General features: G+C 58.8%; 16 protein-coding genes. 9 read left to right on the top strand and 7 right to left on the bottom strand.

Going from position 1 to position 15,710, the window contains the following annotated elements; all coding sequences use genetic code 11:
- Positions 1-88: 88 nt before the first annotated feature.
- From AVCG78_RS02970 to AVCG78_RS02960, 3 genes are all read right to left on the bottom strand, one after another.
- Positions 89-2,032: a MacB family efflux pump subunit gene (locus tag AVCG78_RS02970; protein ID WP_071202874.1), complete on the bottom strand. Its 1,944-nt coding sequence runs from the start codon at positions 2,030-2,032 to the stop codon at positions 89-91.
- Positions 2,033-2,035: 3 nt separating this feature from the next.
- The gene (locus tag AVCG78_RS02965) at positions 2,036-3,253 is read right to left on the bottom strand and encodes an efflux RND transporter periplasmic adaptor subunit (RefSeq protein WP_139191254.1); all 1,218 of its coding nucleotides are present in this window, start codon (positions 3,251-3,253) and stop codon (positions 2,036-2,038) included.
- Between the two features lie 524 nt (positions 3,254-3,777).
- Complete coding sequence (locus tag AVCG78_RS02960; protein WP_071202870.1) at positions 3,778-3,966, bottom strand: hypothetical protein; 189 nt, start codon at positions 3,964-3,966, stop codon at positions 3,778-3,780.
- A 60-nt stretch (positions 3,967-4,026) separates the two neighbouring features.
- On the opposite strand from AVCG78_RS02960, the gene AVCG78_RS02955 reads away from it, so the two are divergent.
- Entirely contained in the window at positions 4,027-4,695 is a 669-nt protein-coding gene (locus tag AVCG78_RS02955) for a hypothetical protein (RefSeq protein WP_071202868.1), read from the top strand.
- An 84-nt stretch (positions 4,696-4,779) separates the two neighbouring features.
- Here the strand turns inward: AVCG78_RS02955 and AVCG78_RS02950 are convergent, their stop codons facing one another.
- From AVCG78_RS02950 to msrB, 3 genes are all read right to left on the bottom strand, one after another.
- Complete coding sequence (locus tag AVCG78_RS02950; RefSeq protein ID WP_156601504.1) at positions 4,780-5,625, bottom strand: DUF6456 domain-containing protein; 846 nt, start codon at positions 5,623-5,625, stop codon at positions 4,780-4,782.
- A complete protein-coding gene (locus tag AVCG78_RS02945; RefSeq protein ID WP_071202865.1) occupies positions 5,618-5,983 on the bottom strand; it encodes a helix-turn-helix domain-containing protein in 366 nt (121 codons plus the stop codon). Before AVCG78_RS02945 ends, AVCG78_RS02950 begins: the two co-directional genes overlap by 8 nt.
- A 520-nt stretch (positions 5,984-6,503) precedes the next feature.
- A complete protein-coding gene (msrB, locus tag AVCG78_RS02940) occupies positions 6,504-6,929 on the bottom strand; it encodes a peptide-methionine (R)-S-oxide reductase MsrB (protein ID WP_015915342.1) in 426 nt (141 codons plus the stop codon).
- Positions 6,930-7,354: 425 nt separating this feature from the next.
- Here msrB and AVCG78_RS02935 point away from each other — a divergent pair, with 425 nt between their 5' ends.
- From AVCG78_RS02935 to AVCG78_RS02900, 8 genes are all read left to right on the top strand, one after another.
- Complete coding sequence (locus AVCG78_RS02935; RefSeq protein ID WP_071202863.1) at positions 7,355-9,733, top strand: putative monovalent cation/H+ antiporter subunit A; 2,379 nt, start codon at positions 7,355-7,357, stop codon at positions 9,731-9,733.
- Positions 9,730-10,149, top strand: a complete 420-nt coding sequence (locus AVCG78_RS02930; RefSeq protein ID WP_071202861.1) for a Na+/H+ antiporter subunit B — start codon at positions 9,730-9,732, stop codon at positions 10,147-10,149. Before AVCG78_RS02935 ends, AVCG78_RS02930 begins: the two co-directional genes overlap by 4 nt.
- Positions 10,149-10,526 (top strand): Na+/H+ antiporter subunit C, encoded by a 378-nt coding sequence (locus AVCG78_RS02925; protein WP_070167786.1) that lies wholly within the window; start codon positions 10,149-10,151, stop codon positions 10,524-10,526. Before AVCG78_RS02930 ends, AVCG78_RS02925 begins: the two co-directional genes overlap by 1 nt.
- Before the next feature lie 50 nt (positions 10,527-10,576).
- Positions 10,577-12,181: a Na+/H+ antiporter subunit D gene (locus tag AVCG78_RS02920; protein WP_071202859.1), complete on the top strand. Its 1,605-nt coding sequence runs from the start codon at positions 10,577-10,579 to the stop codon at positions 12,179-12,181.
- Positions 12,178-12,651: a Na+/H+ antiporter subunit E gene (locus AVCG78_RS02915; protein WP_071202857.1), complete on the top strand. Its 474-nt coding sequence runs from the start codon at positions 12,178-12,180 to the stop codon at positions 12,649-12,651. Before AVCG78_RS02920 ends, AVCG78_RS02915 begins: the two co-directional genes overlap by 4 nt.
- Positions 12,648-13,076, top strand: coding sequence for a cation:proton antiporter (locus tag AVCG78_RS02910; RefSeq protein WP_409065469.1), 429 nt, complete (start codon positions 12,648-12,650; stop codon positions 13,074-13,076). Before AVCG78_RS02915 ends, AVCG78_RS02910 begins: the two co-directional genes overlap by 4 nt.
- Positions 13,076-13,441, top strand: coding sequence for a monovalent cation/H(+) antiporter subunit G (gene mnhG, locus AVCG78_RS02905; RefSeq protein WP_071202853.1), 366 nt, complete (start codon positions 13,076-13,078; stop codon positions 13,439-13,441). Before AVCG78_RS02910 ends, mnhG begins: the two co-directional genes overlap by 1 nt.
- Before the next feature lie 413 nt (positions 13,442-13,854).
- Positions 13,855-14,286, top strand: coding sequence for a MucR family transcriptional regulator (locus tag AVCG78_RS02900; protein ID WP_015915334.1), 432 nt, complete (start codon positions 13,855-13,857; stop codon positions 14,284-14,286).
- A 228-nt stretch (positions 14,287-14,514) separates the two neighbouring features.
- Here the strand turns inward: AVCG78_RS02900 and AVCG78_RS02895 are convergent, their stop codons facing one another.
- A complete protein-coding gene (locus AVCG78_RS02895) occupies positions 14,515-15,594 on the bottom strand; it encodes a helix-turn-helix domain-containing protein (RefSeq protein WP_071202851.1) in 1,080 nt (359 codons plus the stop codon).
- Between the last annotated feature and the right edge of the window lie 116 nt (positions 15,595-15,710).

Below are 15,710 nucleotides of genomic sequence, written 5' to 3'. Positions count from 1 at the left end.
GCAGCACGAAGAGTAGCAGGACGGCCCGCCAGCCGGTCCGGCAAGAAGGCGGAGCTTTTCTTTTGCCCCGCCTTCTCAATCCGTCTTCTCAATCCTTTGACAGTGCCGCCACCGGATCGAGCCTTGACGCATTGCGGGCGGGCATGAAGCCGAAAACGAGGCCGATCAGGCACGAGCAGCTGAAGGCTGCCACCATGGAGGTGGTGGAATAGACCAGCTGGAAATCCTTGACCAGCAGGCTAAAGAGAAAGCCGATCGACAGCGCAAAACCAAGACCGAGGCCGCCGCCGATCAGGCAGACCAGCACGGCCTCGATCAGGAATTGCTGGAGAATATCCTGGCGACGCGCCCCGACCGCCATGCGCACGCCGATCTCGCTGACCCGTTCGGACACCGAAACCAGCATGATATTCATCACCCCAATGCCGCCGACGATCAGCGAGATCACTGCAATCGCCGCCACCAGCAACGTCAGGGTCTGAGCAGTGCTGACAATGGTCTTGCGGATGTCGTCGGTGTTGAGGATGAAGAAGTCTTGTTCGCCGTGGCGGCCAGCGAGAAAGGTGGTAACGGCGCTTTCGGCCACGGAACTATCGACGCTGTCGTCCAACCTGACGGTAATGCTGCGCAGCGACAGATCGCCAAGGAACCGGGCCTGGACACTGCTATAGGGCAGATAGGCCTGTAGATTGGAGTTCGAACCGAAGCCGCCTTGCTGGGCCTCGATGACACCGACGATCCGCACCGGCACATCGGTCAGGAACACCGTATGGCCAAGCGCCCTGGCCGAATCGTCGCCAAACAGCGCCTTTGCGGCATTCTGGTCGATCACCGCCTCCTGGGTCATGGCGACGACACTTGCATGGTCGAACAGCCGCCCGGCCAGCAGCTTGGAACCCTTGGCGGTGAAATACTGATCGCCGACGCCGTTGACCAGCACATTGGCGACGGTGGCGCCATAGCGCACCGTGCCTGAGGTAGAAACGGTCGGGGTTACGGCAGAAACATAGGAGAGCCGGGCCAGCGCATCGGCATCCCCGACCTTCAGCGTGGTGATCTTTCCTGAACGGGTATCTCCAAACCCTTTGCCGGGGAAAATCTCCAGCGTATTGGTGCCGAGCCCGTTGATGTTGGAGAGCACTTTCTGCTGGGTGCCAGCCCCAAGCGCCACCACTGACACCACCGAGGCGATGCCGATGATAATCCCCAGCATGGTCAGGAAAGTGCGCAGCCGATGCGAGGCAAGCGCCCTGACCGCCATCATGAAGGCTTCGCCCAGCCGGTCGAGACCGGGGAAACGATGCGGCCTGGCCGTGGATGGCAGGGTATTTTCACGCACCAGCACCGGCTTGTCCTGGCGGCGGTCGGCAATGATCTCACCATCGGCAATCTCGATCACGCGTTCCGCGCGCGCAGCAACGCCCGGATCGTGGGTGACGATGATGATGGTGCGGCCCTCAGCGTGCAATTCGTCGAGAATGCGCAGCACTTCCTCGCCGCTATGCTTGTCGAGCGCGCCGGTCGGTTCATCGGCCAGGATCACCTCGCCGCCATTGATCAGCGCGCGGGCGATGGACACACGCTGCTGCTGACCGCCGGACAATTGCCCCGGCCGGTGACGCAGCCGTTCGCCCATGCCCAGCCTTTGCAGGATTTTGGTCGCCCGGCTGCGGCGGTCCGAAGGCGAAATCCCGGCATAGATCGCTGGCACTTCCACATTGCCAAGCGCCGTCAGATCCGAGAGCAGGTTATAGCGCTGGAAGATGAAGCCGAAATGCTCACGCCGAAGCGCCGACAGCGCGTCGCTGTCCAACTGGTCGGTACGCTTGCCATCGATCTCATACGTGCCGCTACTCGGCCGGTCGAGCAGGCCGAGAATATTCATCAGCGTCGATTTTCCCGACCCTGATGGCCCGATGATCGAGACCATTTCGCCGCGATTGATGCTGAGATTGACACTCTTGAGGACGGCGACATCCTCCTCCCCGGAGCGATAGATACGGGTGAGATTCTTCAGCTCAAGCAGGGCCATGAATCACATCCCCCCGGGCGGCGGCCCAAAGCCCCCAGGTGCCGATCTGGCGGAAGGATCGGCTTGGCCGATAACGATCTTCTCCCCTTCGCTCAAGCCCGATTTCACCTCGGCATTGACCCCGTCATTCAGGCCGATTTCCACCGGTCGAGTGACAATCGTATTATCGGCGCCCACGACCCGCAGACTGGCCTTGCCGGTCTTGACGCCGGAGCCGAGTGCCGAGGCCGGCACCGTCAGCACATTCTTCGCCGCGCCAAGCACGACATGCACTTCCGCCGTCATATAGGTGCGAAACCGCCCATCAGAATTATCGACGTCCAGGATGCCGTTATAATAGATGGCCGAGGACGATGTGCTGGAGGAACTGCTGGACGAGCTGGAACTGGACGAGGTCGAGACGCTGCTATCACTGGTGATCGATTCCGGCGCGGGCTCGATGGATTTCAGCACCGACTCGTTGCGGACGGAAGGTTGGCCGAGAATGTTGAAATAGACCGCCTGCCCCGGCCTGACATTGACCACATCGGCCTCGGAGATTTCCGCCCGCACGATCATCTGGTTCAGATCGCCCAGAATAACGATGGTGGGTGCCGATTGCGTGGCATTGACGGTCTGGCCCTGCTGGTTGACCACGGCCAGAACCGTGCCATCCATGGGCGCGGTGATGCGGGTATAGCCGAGATCGGCCTCGGAGGTTTCCACGGCGACTTCAGCCTTGACGATCTGCGCCTGAAGGCTGTCGATCTGCGCCCTGGTCTTGTCGCGGGTGGCAACCGCGCTTTCAAGATCGGCCTGGGTGCCGGAATTGCTGGCCCTCAGATTCTGCTGGCGCACCAGCGCCAGTTCGGCGCTGACCAGGGTCGCCTCGGCCTCTTCCTTCTGGGCCTTGATATCAGCCAGCGAGGCTTTTGAAGTGCGCAGGTCGTTGACCTGGGTGACCGAGTCGATCTCGGCGACCAGGCTGTCCTTCTTGATGGTGTCGCCAACCTTCACATGCAGGGCCGTGATACGACCGGAAACCTGGGCGCCCACCGCAACCAGCCGGGACGGCTTGAAGATGCCGGTGGCAAGCACCGTTTCCTCCACATCCCCCCGCTTAACCGCCGCCAGCAGCAGCCCATCGGTCGGATTGGCGTCGGAACGCTTGAACAGAGTGAAGCCAACGGCGGCAAGCACCAGAACGACGATGACAACGACTGCGAACAGTTTACGCGACACTATGATCCTTCCTTCAGCAGTGTGAACCGCTGGAATTTCTGTCTCCGGTCAAAACGCCTCAACCTGATTTTATCCAAATCTTCCAAAACGTTAAAAAATGTAAATCCCGTTCTGGACGACGATAAACTTATAAGTGCTGTTAAGTACCGATAATCCGAGGGATCGAAAAGTGTCAATCAGCGCAAGGATTAAACTTCGGCAACAAATGGCGAACCCAAACATGTCGGACAGGGCCCGTATCAAGGGCCGATCGCGCCAGAGCCCAGAAGGGAGAGCCCTTCCCAAGCAAAGCGAAGGCAGGGTGAGAGGGAGCCCACGCTAAATCATCGCGTCCTGTGAAATTGAACCCAGAGCTTCTCTCTTCCACAGTTTCCGATTGTATTTTATGGAAAATCAGCTTCCACGCCTCCTAAGGAAAGCTCTCAATCAAGGCAGATTTTCTCAATGCAGAGATGCGAATGATCAGCTTGGCGCAAGGCAACAGGTTATAAGTTATACCTATTCACTTGCACGGCATGACGCCGTCATGAATGCGACAGGGCTACGCCCGCTGCGCTGCATTTTGGAATGCCACCGGTCCAGGATACGGCTTTTTGCAGCAGGCGTTCCCAGTCTTGACTGATCATATCTTCACCGATCATGCGCCCAGCGCCGGCAATTATCTCCGGCCAAAGTGAGGCGGTCGCATTTTCAGTGGTTGCGTAACCGGCCATCGACCAGACCCGGTTTCAGGACAGACGCAGAATGGCACGGTCGCACACGGAGAGAGGTCCATGCAAGTTTCTAGCAGCAATGCATCACAATCTACCTATACATCGAGTTCATCAAAGCAAAAATCCAGCAGCGGCAGCGGTGGTCTGTTCGATTCTCTGTCGGGCGGCAGCAGCAGCAGCGGCAGCAGTAGCGATGACACACTGCTCAACGCGCTCTTCGGTAGCGATAGCACCGAGGAGACGGATGAGAGCGATACAAGCGAAAGCGTATCGACCGATCCCTCCACGTCGTTCGAGGCATGGCTGTCACAGCTGACCTCGGCAACAGCGGCCAACGGCGACACCACTTCGGACGAAGACAAGGACGCAGAAGTCACCGCCGGTTCTTCGGACTCGACAAGCACTGAGTCGCAATCGACCACAGCCAGCACATCGGGCACGGATGCCGCCACCGTTGAAGACGATCTCCTGTCGCAAGTGTTCGCAGTGCCGTCCGCCGGCGCTTCAACAGGCGCTAGCTCGACGCAGACCTCCACGTCATCGACCTCCTCGACAGAGGACACCGATAGCGCCACCGCATCGTCGTCCACTGACAGCAGCGATGACAGCGATACCGACATGTCGGATGAAGATCTGCTGGCCCAATTGACGAACTATGATGGCAACCTCAGCTACTTCGCTGATCAGTTCATCAATCAACTCGATCTGCCCGGCGGCGGAGCCGCTTAATAAGCCCGGTGGCGGAGCCGCTTGATAAGCCATGGAGATGCTGAGGCATCCTGGCTTTGAACACATTCCGGCTATCTCAAGTGTTTAAGGCCTTGAGATAGGCGGACGATAATCGCTTTCCCCCCAATGGCGAAGGCCGGACGCTGTCCTTGCCGGTGGTGGTGTATAGTGACGAGCCAGCGCCAGAAGTGCTGTCCGCAACATCAGTTTGGCCGAGCGGGCCGGCCATTGTCGCTCTCGCTCCACGGCTTCAAGACCCTTGGCAAAACAGCAGATATCCAGAGCGACGCCTGACAACTCCGGCCCCAAAGCCGTCAGTGCCTCACCGACCCGCAGCCGTGCGGCAAGCGCGCTGTCGGTCAGATCCGGCCCGGATGGCCGGGCGCCTTTGTGCTTTTGCGCCAGGCGCGGCTCAAAGGATGCGGTGATGCGTGGCTGTAAATGACCGCGCTCGAAATCCGCCGCCAGCCGCTCCCCGGCGGCAACCGCTTCCGGTGGCAGATAGGGCTTGCCAGTCCGGTCCCGCAGCCGGACCACCGTCGAAAACGGCTGGTCATCCAGATTGCGCCGTACGGTAGAGCGGCTGCCATCCGGCTCCACAAGGGTCTCGGTCGCCCTCTCCCCATGCTGGCCCGTAAAGATTTCGTCCTCCCGCTCGGCCATCGCCCGTTTCAGGAAGCTTTCCGCCTCGCCAGTCGCGGCGAGCGCATTGCCTTTGCGCCGAACCAGACCATCCGCCAGCGCCTTGTGCAACAGCGCATCGGGTACGCGGCCCAGCAGCACGCCATCCTGAGCCCGCAGCAGCGCGGTTTCGCCGGGACCGGCTGGCTCCAGCAACACACCCCGGCTTGCCAGCCGCAACAGCCGCAGCAACGGCTTGGTGCTGCCTGATACCGGATTTTGCGGCGAATGAGCTGCGGGCTTACGCATCGCGCCCGTCCTTGGCCACCGTCGACAGCACCGCGACGACCCGTTCCAAAACGCCGAGAAACTGGTCGAGGGCCGCATTTTCGCGTCGGTCCTCAATGACATGGCAGGCATAGGACACTGTGCTTCGGTCATAGCCGAAGGCGCGGGCGATTTCCTGTTGTGGCAGGCTCAGCACCACATGGCAGAGATACATGGCGATCTGGCGGATATGGCAGCGCTGACGGCGGCGCCCGGCATTTACGAGACCCGGGCTCTGAAAAACCACAAATATTTCCTCCGTAACCCTGGCAACGGAATGGCACAGAACCCGGCTGGAGGCTTTGACCGGGACAGGATGTTCAAGCGGCATTGCTGACATGATAACGTCTCCCTTTATAGGATTTTATTCATATCAACATCTGCAATCCCTGTGAACGTATATTCACGTCGCCAAAATTCTACCCTTTGTTTTCATTATTATTTTTATTGAAACCCACAGGCGCATTCAGGATTATTTTCCACGCTGCCGTGAGTTTTACCCTGCTAATTCAGGGGGATTTTATGGAAACAGGTGCAATATACAAACGTGCCGCGCATCCTGTTGATACGCGGCACGATCAACCATCGGTATCTTGCATAGGCGCTTTTGCTCGAACGCAATGCGCTTATGCGACATGACATTCATCTCGCAACGAATCGTGTCACAGTCTGTTCAAGAATTGCTGCTGGCCTGGCGAAAATGGTGATTTCGAGAACCGGAACGGAGCGTCCTTAACCTACGTGAGTACAAGCATTCCAGGAAAAGTGCGAAGCGGTTTTTCGTTTGGAAATGCGAATGCAGCAAACAAGCGGAGAAATTGCCATTTGCAGACGGCCAGCGGCTATTCTTGGACGGACTGTCAGGGCTTTTGCTCGAACACCATGGAATGACCATTGATGCAATAGCGCAGGCCGGTCGGCTTGGGACCATCGGGAAACACATGGCCAAGGTGACCACCGCAAGTGGCGCAGCGGATTTCGGTGCGCACCATGCCATAAGCCGTATCGCGATGTTCCGTGACGGCGTCAGGCTTGACTGGCTCGAAATAGCTCGGCCAGCCGCAACCGGCATCGAATTTGGTATCGGAGTAAAATAGCGGCGTGTCGCACCCGGCGCAGCGGTAAAGGCCCGGCTCGAAATTATCCCAGTAAGGACCGGTAAAGGCCCGCTCCGTGCCGTGTTCGCGCAGGATCCGATACTGGTCCGGCGTCAATTGTTCACGCCACTCGGCCTCGCTGCGCGCTGCTGCGGGCTTTTCACGGCTGTCGATGCTGTCCTCGCTCATGAGACCTCCTCGTTTCGCTATCCTGTTCGGAGTTGACCCTATAGATAGTGTTTTGTCCCGGTGCTGCAAGTCGGACGACCAAGTCAGACAGGCGACGATCAGACAGGCGACAATCAGACAAGGGCGAGCCAAACCGCAGGACGTGTCGCCAGCTTTTCCGACGATGGTTCATCCTGTCGTATTTGTGAATATCTCGAGCCTCAATTGAATGGGAACGTTTTGCAAGGTCTTCACGCCATGAATGCGTGAGCACCTTCCAGATCGGGTAGAAGAATGACGACGCCGATTTGGGGTGGTCGTTCCGGTTGAAATCCTTATATTCGCCAAGCAACCGCCAAATCAGGCAGAAACCGGCCAAATCAGGACAGAATCAGCGCCGTAAAAACCGGGAGGCTGCTCGTCGGTCGCAGACAACAGGAGACGAAATGATCGCTCATGCCGCCGGTGTGACGCTGCTGGCTTTGGTCCTGCCATTTCTGGCTGCCTGTCTGGCGCCCTGGCTGGTACGGCGGCTTGGAAGCCGGGCGGCGTGGGTTCTGGCGCTTCTGCCGCTATTATCCTTCGTGCATTTCCTTGGCTTCCTGCCGGAAATCACCAATGGCGAGGAAGTGACGGGCGGCTATGCCTGGGTGCCGAGCTACAATGTCAGCTTTTCCTGGTTTATCGATGGATTGTCCCTGACCTTTGCGCTGCTGATTACCGGCATCGGCACGCTGATCCTGCTCTATGCCGGCGGCTATATGAAGGGTCATCCGCAGCAGGGCCGGTTTCTGTCCTTCCTGCTGTTGTTCATGGGCGCCATGCTGGGCGTGGTGATGTCAGACAGTTTCCTGATGCTGTTCATCTATTGGGAACTGACCTCGATCACCTCCTTCCTGCTGATCGGTTTCGACCATGAACGCCCGGCTGCGCGCCGTGCCGCGCTGCAAGCGCTGGTGATCACCGGCGGCGGCGGCCTTTTGCTGCTGGCCGGTTTGATCCTGCTGTGGAACGTGTCCGGCGTCACGCAATTGTCGATGCTGATGCATAGCAACAATATGGTCACCGCCAGCCCCTTCTACCTGGCGATCCTGCTGCTGGTTCTGGGTGGGGCGTTTACCAAATCGGCGCAATTTCCCTTCCATGTCTGGCTGCCCAACGCCATGGAAGCGCCGACACCCGTCTCGGCCTATCTGCACTCCGCCACCATGGTCAAAGCCGGGGTCTACCTGCTGATGCGCTTGCAGCCGGTGCTGGGCTCCACACCGGCCTGGGAAATATTACTGCCGTTTTTCGGCGGCATCACGCTGATCGTCGGTTCCGTCATCGCCGTGCGCCAGACCGATCTGAAGCTGATGCTGGCCTATACCACAGTCGCCTCGCTGGGGTTGATGGTGATGCTGACCGGCTTCGGCTCACCGCACGCGCTGTCGGCCGCCGTGCTTTATCTGGTCGCCCATTCGCTGTTTAAAGGCGCGCTGTTCATGGTGGCCGGGATTCTCGACCACGAAGCGGGCAGCCGCGACCTGACCAGGCTTGGCGGGCTGGCACGGGCCATGCCGGTTACCTTCACGGCGGCGCTGCTGGCCGGGCTGTCCATGGCCGGACTGCCGCCGCTGTTCGGCTTTCTCGCCAAGGAAGAGATCTATGAGGCGCTGGCAGGGGGCAATCTTCGCGCCCTGCTGTTTACCGCCATCGCCGTGATCGGCAATGCGCTGATGATGGTCGTCGGGTTGGCGCTGGCCTTCAAACCGTTTCTGGGGCGCGTGGCGACCAGCCCGAAACCCGCCCATGACGGCCCGGCTCTACTGTGGCTGGGGCCGTTGGTGCTGGCCTTGGTCGGACTGGGTGCCGCAATATTTTCCGGGCTGTTTCACCAGGCGATTTCATCGCCGATGGTCAGCGCCATCACCGGCAGACCGGTGACGGTCTCCATCGGCCTTATCCCGCATATCGGCGTGCCGCTTGCCCTTTCGCTGTTAACCATCACCATCGGCTTGGTGCTGTTCATGCTGCTCGACAGGCTGCGCCGTCTGGTCGCAAGCCTGTTGGAGACGCTCGGTCCCGGCCCCGATCAGGGCTTCGACTACCTGATCGCCGGATTGGTGCGGCTCTGCTTTCGCATCACCAATGTTCTGCATGGCGGGCGGCTGGATGTCTATGTTACCGTGACACTGATTGCTATTGCCGCCGCTTTCCTGGTGCCGATGATGTTGTTTGGCGAGGCGCCGTCCTGGCCGGAGCTGCCGGAGCGGATCGAGCTGCATGAAGCTGCTTTCCTGCTGATCGCGGTGGCCGGTCTTTACGGCGTATTGCGGGCTGCCAACCGGCTGGACGCCATCGTCGCGCTCGGCATCCAGGGCTTTGCGATCTCGGTGATCTTCCTGCTGTTTGGCGCGCCGGACCTGTCCTTTACCCAGTTCATGATCGAGACGCTTTCGGTGGTGATCCTGGCGCTGGTGATGACGCGGCTGAAACTGCATCCTGCCGATCATCGGCCCCTACCCCAGATCCTGCTGGACGGCACGGTGGCGCTTGCCGCCGGAACCGGCCTGACGCTGATGCTGCTGAAGGTGACGCAAATCCCCTTCGACCCGACCCTAACGGAATTCTTCAACAGCTATTCCAAAGTCATCGCCCATGGGGCCAATGTGGTGAACGTTATCATCGTCGACTTCCGCGGCGTCGATACCATGGGCGAAATTGCCGTGGTGATGATCACCGGACTTGCCATTCTGGCGCTGATCCGGCTGCGCGCGCCCAAGCCAACGGCTTCGCCGTCCGGGGTGGGGCATGAAAGCCATGAGGTGGGAGAGCGCTCATGAACAGCTTGATCTTTCGCACCGTTGCTCCCGTCGTTACTGCGCTGATGCTGCTGTTTTCGGTTTTCGTATTGCTGCGCGGTCATAACGAGCCGGGCGGCGGCTTTATCGGCGGGTTGATTGCCGCCTCCGGCTTTGCCATCTACGCCATGGCCTTCGGCGTGCAGGCCGTGCGCCGTGCCCTTTACGTGCATCCGCTGTCGGTTGCGGGTTTCGGCCTGCTGATGGCCTGCCTGTCCGGCTTCGTCTCGGCCTTTGCCGGTGTGCCGTTCATGACCGGGCTTTGGATCACCCCGCATATCTTCGGCGTCGATGTGCCGGTCGCCACCGTCACCAGCTTCGATATCGGCGTCTATCTGGTGGTGGTCGGGGCGATCACCTCGATTGCGCTGGCGCTGGGCGAAAGGGAGAATGACTGATGGAAGCGATTTTTTCCCTGCTGGTCGGGCTGTTTGCCACGACCGCCTTCTACCTGATCATGTCACGCCATATCGTGCGGGTGCTGCTCGGCATCGTATTGCTCGGCAATGCCGTCAATCTCGGCCTGTTCACCGCCGGGCGGCTGACCCGCGAAGTGCCGCCAATCATGATGAAGGGTGAGGACGTCCTGAGCATGGCCGCCGCCAATCCGCTACCGCAGGCGCTGATCCTGACGGCCATCGTGATTTCCTTCTCGTTCTTCGCTTTCCTGCTGGTGCTGTCCTACCGCGCCTACCAGGACCTCGACACCGACGATACCGACGACATGCGGTTGGCCGAACCGAAAAATCCGCCCTTGCCGCCGCTTGATTACTGAGGATTTTCCGGCAACACCAATGCTCTGAACTGAAAGACCAGAATAACCGCATGGCCGCTTCAACCATCACTGCCGAGGCTCTCGACGCCGCTCTCAAAGCCGCTTATGTGCAGGCGCCGACCACGTTTGCGCAGTGGCTGCCCATCCTGCCGGTGGCCCTGTGTCTGGCCGGTGGGGCCGTGGCCTTGATGCTGCGTGATCGCACCCGCCTTCAGCCGATGATTGCCCTTCCCACCCTGGTCCTGCTGGTGCTGATCGATCTGGCGCTGCTGGTAAAGGTCATCAAGGATGGCCCGCTGACGGTGATGATGGGCCGCTGGATGCCGCCCTTCGGCATTGCCTTCACTGTCGATATCGTCGGGGCGCTGTTTGCCCTGACGTCTGCCATCGTCGCCTTGGCCTGCGGCGTCTATGGGCTGACGGATATCAATACCTCCGGTCGCCGCTATGGTTTCTATCCGTTTCTTCTGGTGCTGATGGCCGGGGTTTCCGGTGCCTTTCTGACCGGCGATATCTTCAACCTCTATGTCTGGTTCGAAGTGCTGCTGATCTCGTCTTTCGGCATGCTGATCCTCGGTTCCGAGCGTGAACAGATCGATGGGGCGCTGAAATATGCGGTGCTCAACCTGATCGCCACCACGCTGTTTCTGATCACCATCGGCTTTCTCTATGCCAGTTTCGGCACGCTCAACATGGCCGATATCGCCCGCAAGGCCGATGGTTTGCGCGATACCGCCCCGCTGATGACGCTGACCACGCTGTTTGCCCTGGCCTTTGCCATGAAAGCCGCTGCCTTTCCGCTGAATTTCTGGTTGCCTGCCTCCTATCACACGCCGCGCATCGTGGTGTCGGCGCTGTTTGCCGCCCTGCTGACCAAGGTCGGCATTTACAGCCTGCTGCGGGTCGTGGTGATGCTGTTTCCGATTGAGCGCGAGGCGCTGAGCCTGGTGCTGGGGGTGATTGCCGCCGCCACCATGATTCTGGGTGCCGTAGGTGCCCTCGGCCAGTCTGACATCCGCCGGCTGATGGGCTTTATCGTCATTTCCGGCATCGGCATCATGCTGGCCGGCATCGCCATTGGCGCGGTGCAAGGCATCAGCGCGACAATATTCTACGCCATGCACTCGATCATGCTGATGGCGGCGTTGTATCTGGTGGTAGGCCAGGCCGGGCGGATGACTGGCAGTTTTGCATTACAGGACATGTCTGGCCTTTACCGGGCAGCACCGGGCTTTTCCTTTCTGGCGCTGGCGCTGTTTTTCGCCGCAAGCGGCCTGCCGCCGTTTTCCGGCTTCTGGCCAAAGGTCATGCTGCTGAAGGCGGCGCTCGATATCGGCGCCTGGTGGATGGCTGGCGCAATCCTGTTGTCCGGCTTCCTGACCACGATTGCGCTGGCCCGGGTCTTCCTGCTGGCCTTCTGGCGCACCCAGCCAGCCAAGGGCGAATCAGAGGGGAACACCAACCAGGCCGGACCAGAGATCCTTACCGCGCCAACGCGCTCAGCCCTTGCCCCGATGCTGCTGCTGGCGGGCTTTATCATCTGGTTCGGGCTGTTTCCTGAAAAGCTGATTGCACTCTCGCAGGACGCAGCGGTCGGGCTTGTCGATCCATCGGCCTATATCACCTCGGTCTTTCCCACGGAGGCGCGCCCATGAGGCTGTTGATCCTCAACCTGCTGATGGCCATCATCTGGGTGGCGGTCACCGGCAGCGCCAGCCTGCATAATCTTCTGTTTGGTTTTGTGCTGTCGCTGGCGGTGGTCGGGTTGCTTCGCGAGCAGATCGGCGGCGTCTCCTATCTCAACAGAGCGTGGCGTATCCTGTCTCTGCTGCTGCTGTTTCTCAGCGAGTTGGCCAAATCCGCCTGGAAGGTAACGATCATGGTGCTTTCGCCAGGGCTCGATATCAAGCCCGGCATTTTTGCCTTTCCGCTCAGCGTCGAGCGCGATTTCGAAATCACCCTGCTGGCCAATCTCATCACGCTGACGCCCGGCACCCTGTCGGTGGATGTGTCTGAGGACCGAAAGATCCTCTATGTCCACGCACTGGATTGCAGCGATCCGGATGCGGCCCGGCGCGACATTGCCGAGGGATTCGAGCGTAAGATCCGCGAGGCGTTCCAATGACACCTTCAGACATGACAGCCGCGCAACTCCTCGTCCATCATGCCTGCAATGGCGGGCTGCTGTTGCTGGCCATCGCCTTTTTCCTGACCGTCTACCGGGTGATGCGTGGCCCGACCCTGCCCGACCGGGTGATCGCGCTGGACATGCTGGTCGGCATCGTCATCGGCTTTATTGCCGTCTTCGCGATCAAGTCGGGCTATGTGCTCTACATGGATATTGCCATTTCACTCGGCCTGGTCGGGTTTCTGACAACCATAGCTTTTGCGCGATTCATCCTTGTGCGCGGCGTGATTGGCGAAACACCGGAAACCGAGCCGGCAATTCGGGCGGCAGCCGAACAATTAGCTGTGGAAAAGTCTCGAATGGAGCGCAGGCGCAAGCGGAGTGGTACAAATAAGCACATGTCCCAAAAGGAAACAGATTAATGGAAATGGCGGCTTCGATTTTAACATCTGTATTGATTCTGGGCGGTTCTTTTTTTGCGGTGATTGCTGCAATCGGTCTTAACCGCTTGCCGGACCTGTTCACCCGCATGCATGCAGCCTCCAAGGCCGGAACGGTGGGATCGGGCCTGCTGTTACTGGCAATTGGCGTCAATTCCGCAGATTTGTCGGTTTTTGCACGCGCCTTTTGCGGGTTTTTCTTCTTTGTACTGACAGCGCCGGTCTCTGCCCATCTGCTGGCTAAAGCTGCGCGGCATGTCGGATACCCTCTGGCCCAGGCGACCGTACTCGATGAAATGAGCAACGGTATTGGCAACGGCAAGAAGGACTTAGTTAACAAATTATGAATGAGACCGTTCTAAAAGTATCATAAGAGCAGAGTGCCATTCATATTTGATCTGATCTACATTCTTTCACGCACAAGAATTAGGATAAATAGGAACTGGACATTTTTCCCGATGTTGATAATTCATTAAAAGGACTATTTGGATCACTGAACCGTTTTCAATTTCGATCTAGTTCAAAAGCAGCATGTATTTAGCCGATACAACCGCCCGGGTTGTAGACCAAAGGCGGACAATGAATTTGGAGACTAGTTTTGGGTTAATGGCGTAAATATCTAATATAACACTGCCATCCTGGCTGGCTGGCAGTGGATTTTATGTGGGGGTATCACGCAAACCAGTCGAACTGGTTTGAATTCAGTGTCGGCGGTGGGTGGCAAACGAACCGTCAGGCAGACATATGACAGGAGAAAAAAATGAGTGAAACGGCATTTGGATCGTCAGGAAACGATCTTCTGGTCGAACTGACGGCAGATATCGTTGCAGCGTATGTCAGCAACCATGTTGTACCAATCGGGGACATCAGCCACCTGATTTCGGATGTGCATACTGCATTGTCCAATACATCCTCACCGGTGCCAGTGGTATCCGTGGTCGAAAAGCAGAAGCCTGCCGTTGCCGTTCGCAAGTCGATTCAGGGCGACCAGATCATCTGCCTGGAATGTGGTGGCTCGTTCAAGTCGCTGAAGCGTCACTTGATGACCCATCACACCTTGAGCCCGGAAGAGTATCGCGAAAAGTGGGATCTTCCTGTCGATTACCCGATGGTTGCGCCCGCCTATGCGGAAGCCCGCTCGCGTCTCGCCAAGGAAATGGGCCTGGGGCAGCGCCGCCGCCGCGCCAAGTAATACCAATTCGAAGATGCGTGAGCATCTTCGAATTGGTATTCATGCCATTCGATAGTCAGACCTCAATTCCGTGGGCCTCATAAGGCTTGCGGAATTTTGCTTTGTGATTGCTGATATCAGCCCGATCCCGGCGAATAGCCTTTGGTTGGCTTTGCCTAGAGGCTTTTGTTTTCGTTTGTCTTGTCGAGAAAACCGGTTTCCACTTTTCCGTGACAAACTCTAGCGCGACTATGCACACGCTTGTGCTATCGTCTCCTGCCGTCGCCAGGCACTGGGACTTTGTCCCGTGACCCGCAGAAACTCTCGATTGAAATTGGACTTGGTCATAAAACCGGCCTCAAAGACGATGCTGGTAATCGGCTCATCGCTCTGTCGCAGCAGTTGGCAGGCCTCTGTCACGCGGTGATTATTGACATACTGCGAAACACTCATGCCATGCACCCGGTTGACGGCATTCGACACGGATCTGGCGGGAAGGCCCAGGCGACGCGCCAACCGGCCAAGGTTAAGGTCCACATCCTTGTAGAGCTGTTTTTCCACCATCATCGCCGCGAGCGCGATGGCAATCCGCGCGTCCTCCTCGCTCGCGGGTCTCGGCATCGGCTTGTCGCCAGCCCGCTCCTCTTCGCGCCCATTGTCAACTGAAGGGTCTCCCTCATCTGAAGAAGCGCCACTTTCGGCCAGTGATGCAGCAAAGCCAAGCGCCAGAAGGATCATGGTCATGAAAGCCGAAACAATAGTTGCCGCATGACGGCCACCGCCAAAGGCAAAATCGAGGCTGATGACGACATCGGCAGCCGCTGAGGCCAGCAGCGACGCTGCCATGCATTGCAGAGCGCGGTAGGACCGAAGCGCCCCGTCCAACCGCGAGGCCGTCAGCCCATCCGGCCCCAGCCGCGCCAGCCAGAGCAGCGCCAGTCCATAGGCCAGGAAGGTGAGGATGATGATGGCATCGATTGGCCCACCGCCGACGCCGTTCAGCACCAGCACGATGACAGCCGGCAGGGCATGCAGCCAATCAATATGCGAGAAACCACGATCCTGCCGATCCGCACGGCTCGAGGTCAGGCTGCGAAAGGCCAGAAAGCTCAAAGGCGGGATGACCGTTCCGAGAACCGACATGGCCGGCATGACCAGCATCATGCCATAGCCCCAGCGCAAGCCGACCAGAACCGATTGGACCGCCATCACCGCCAGCAGCAGCAGGAAAGGCCTCGCGGAGGCCGGAGCGTCCTCCTGCCGCAGCATACGGATCAATAGGGTCACAAGCAGCAGGGCGACGAAAAAGGAAATCGGCAGGAAGATCATGGGACAAAGATCATGGAACAAGGATTTTTGAGCGGGTGCGTAATGTATTTCAGTGGCACTTATACCCCCGATCATGATCGGCGACGACCCGAAACGTGTTTCAGGTCGCAGCATGA

This window comes from Gillisella vitis (assembly GCF_021559775.1).
Lineage (GTDB): Bacteria > Pseudomonadota > Alphaproteobacteria > Rhizobiales > Rhizobiaceae > Allorhizobium > Allorhizobium ampelinum.
This window is presented reverse-complemented; position numbering and strand designations above follow the sequence as displayed.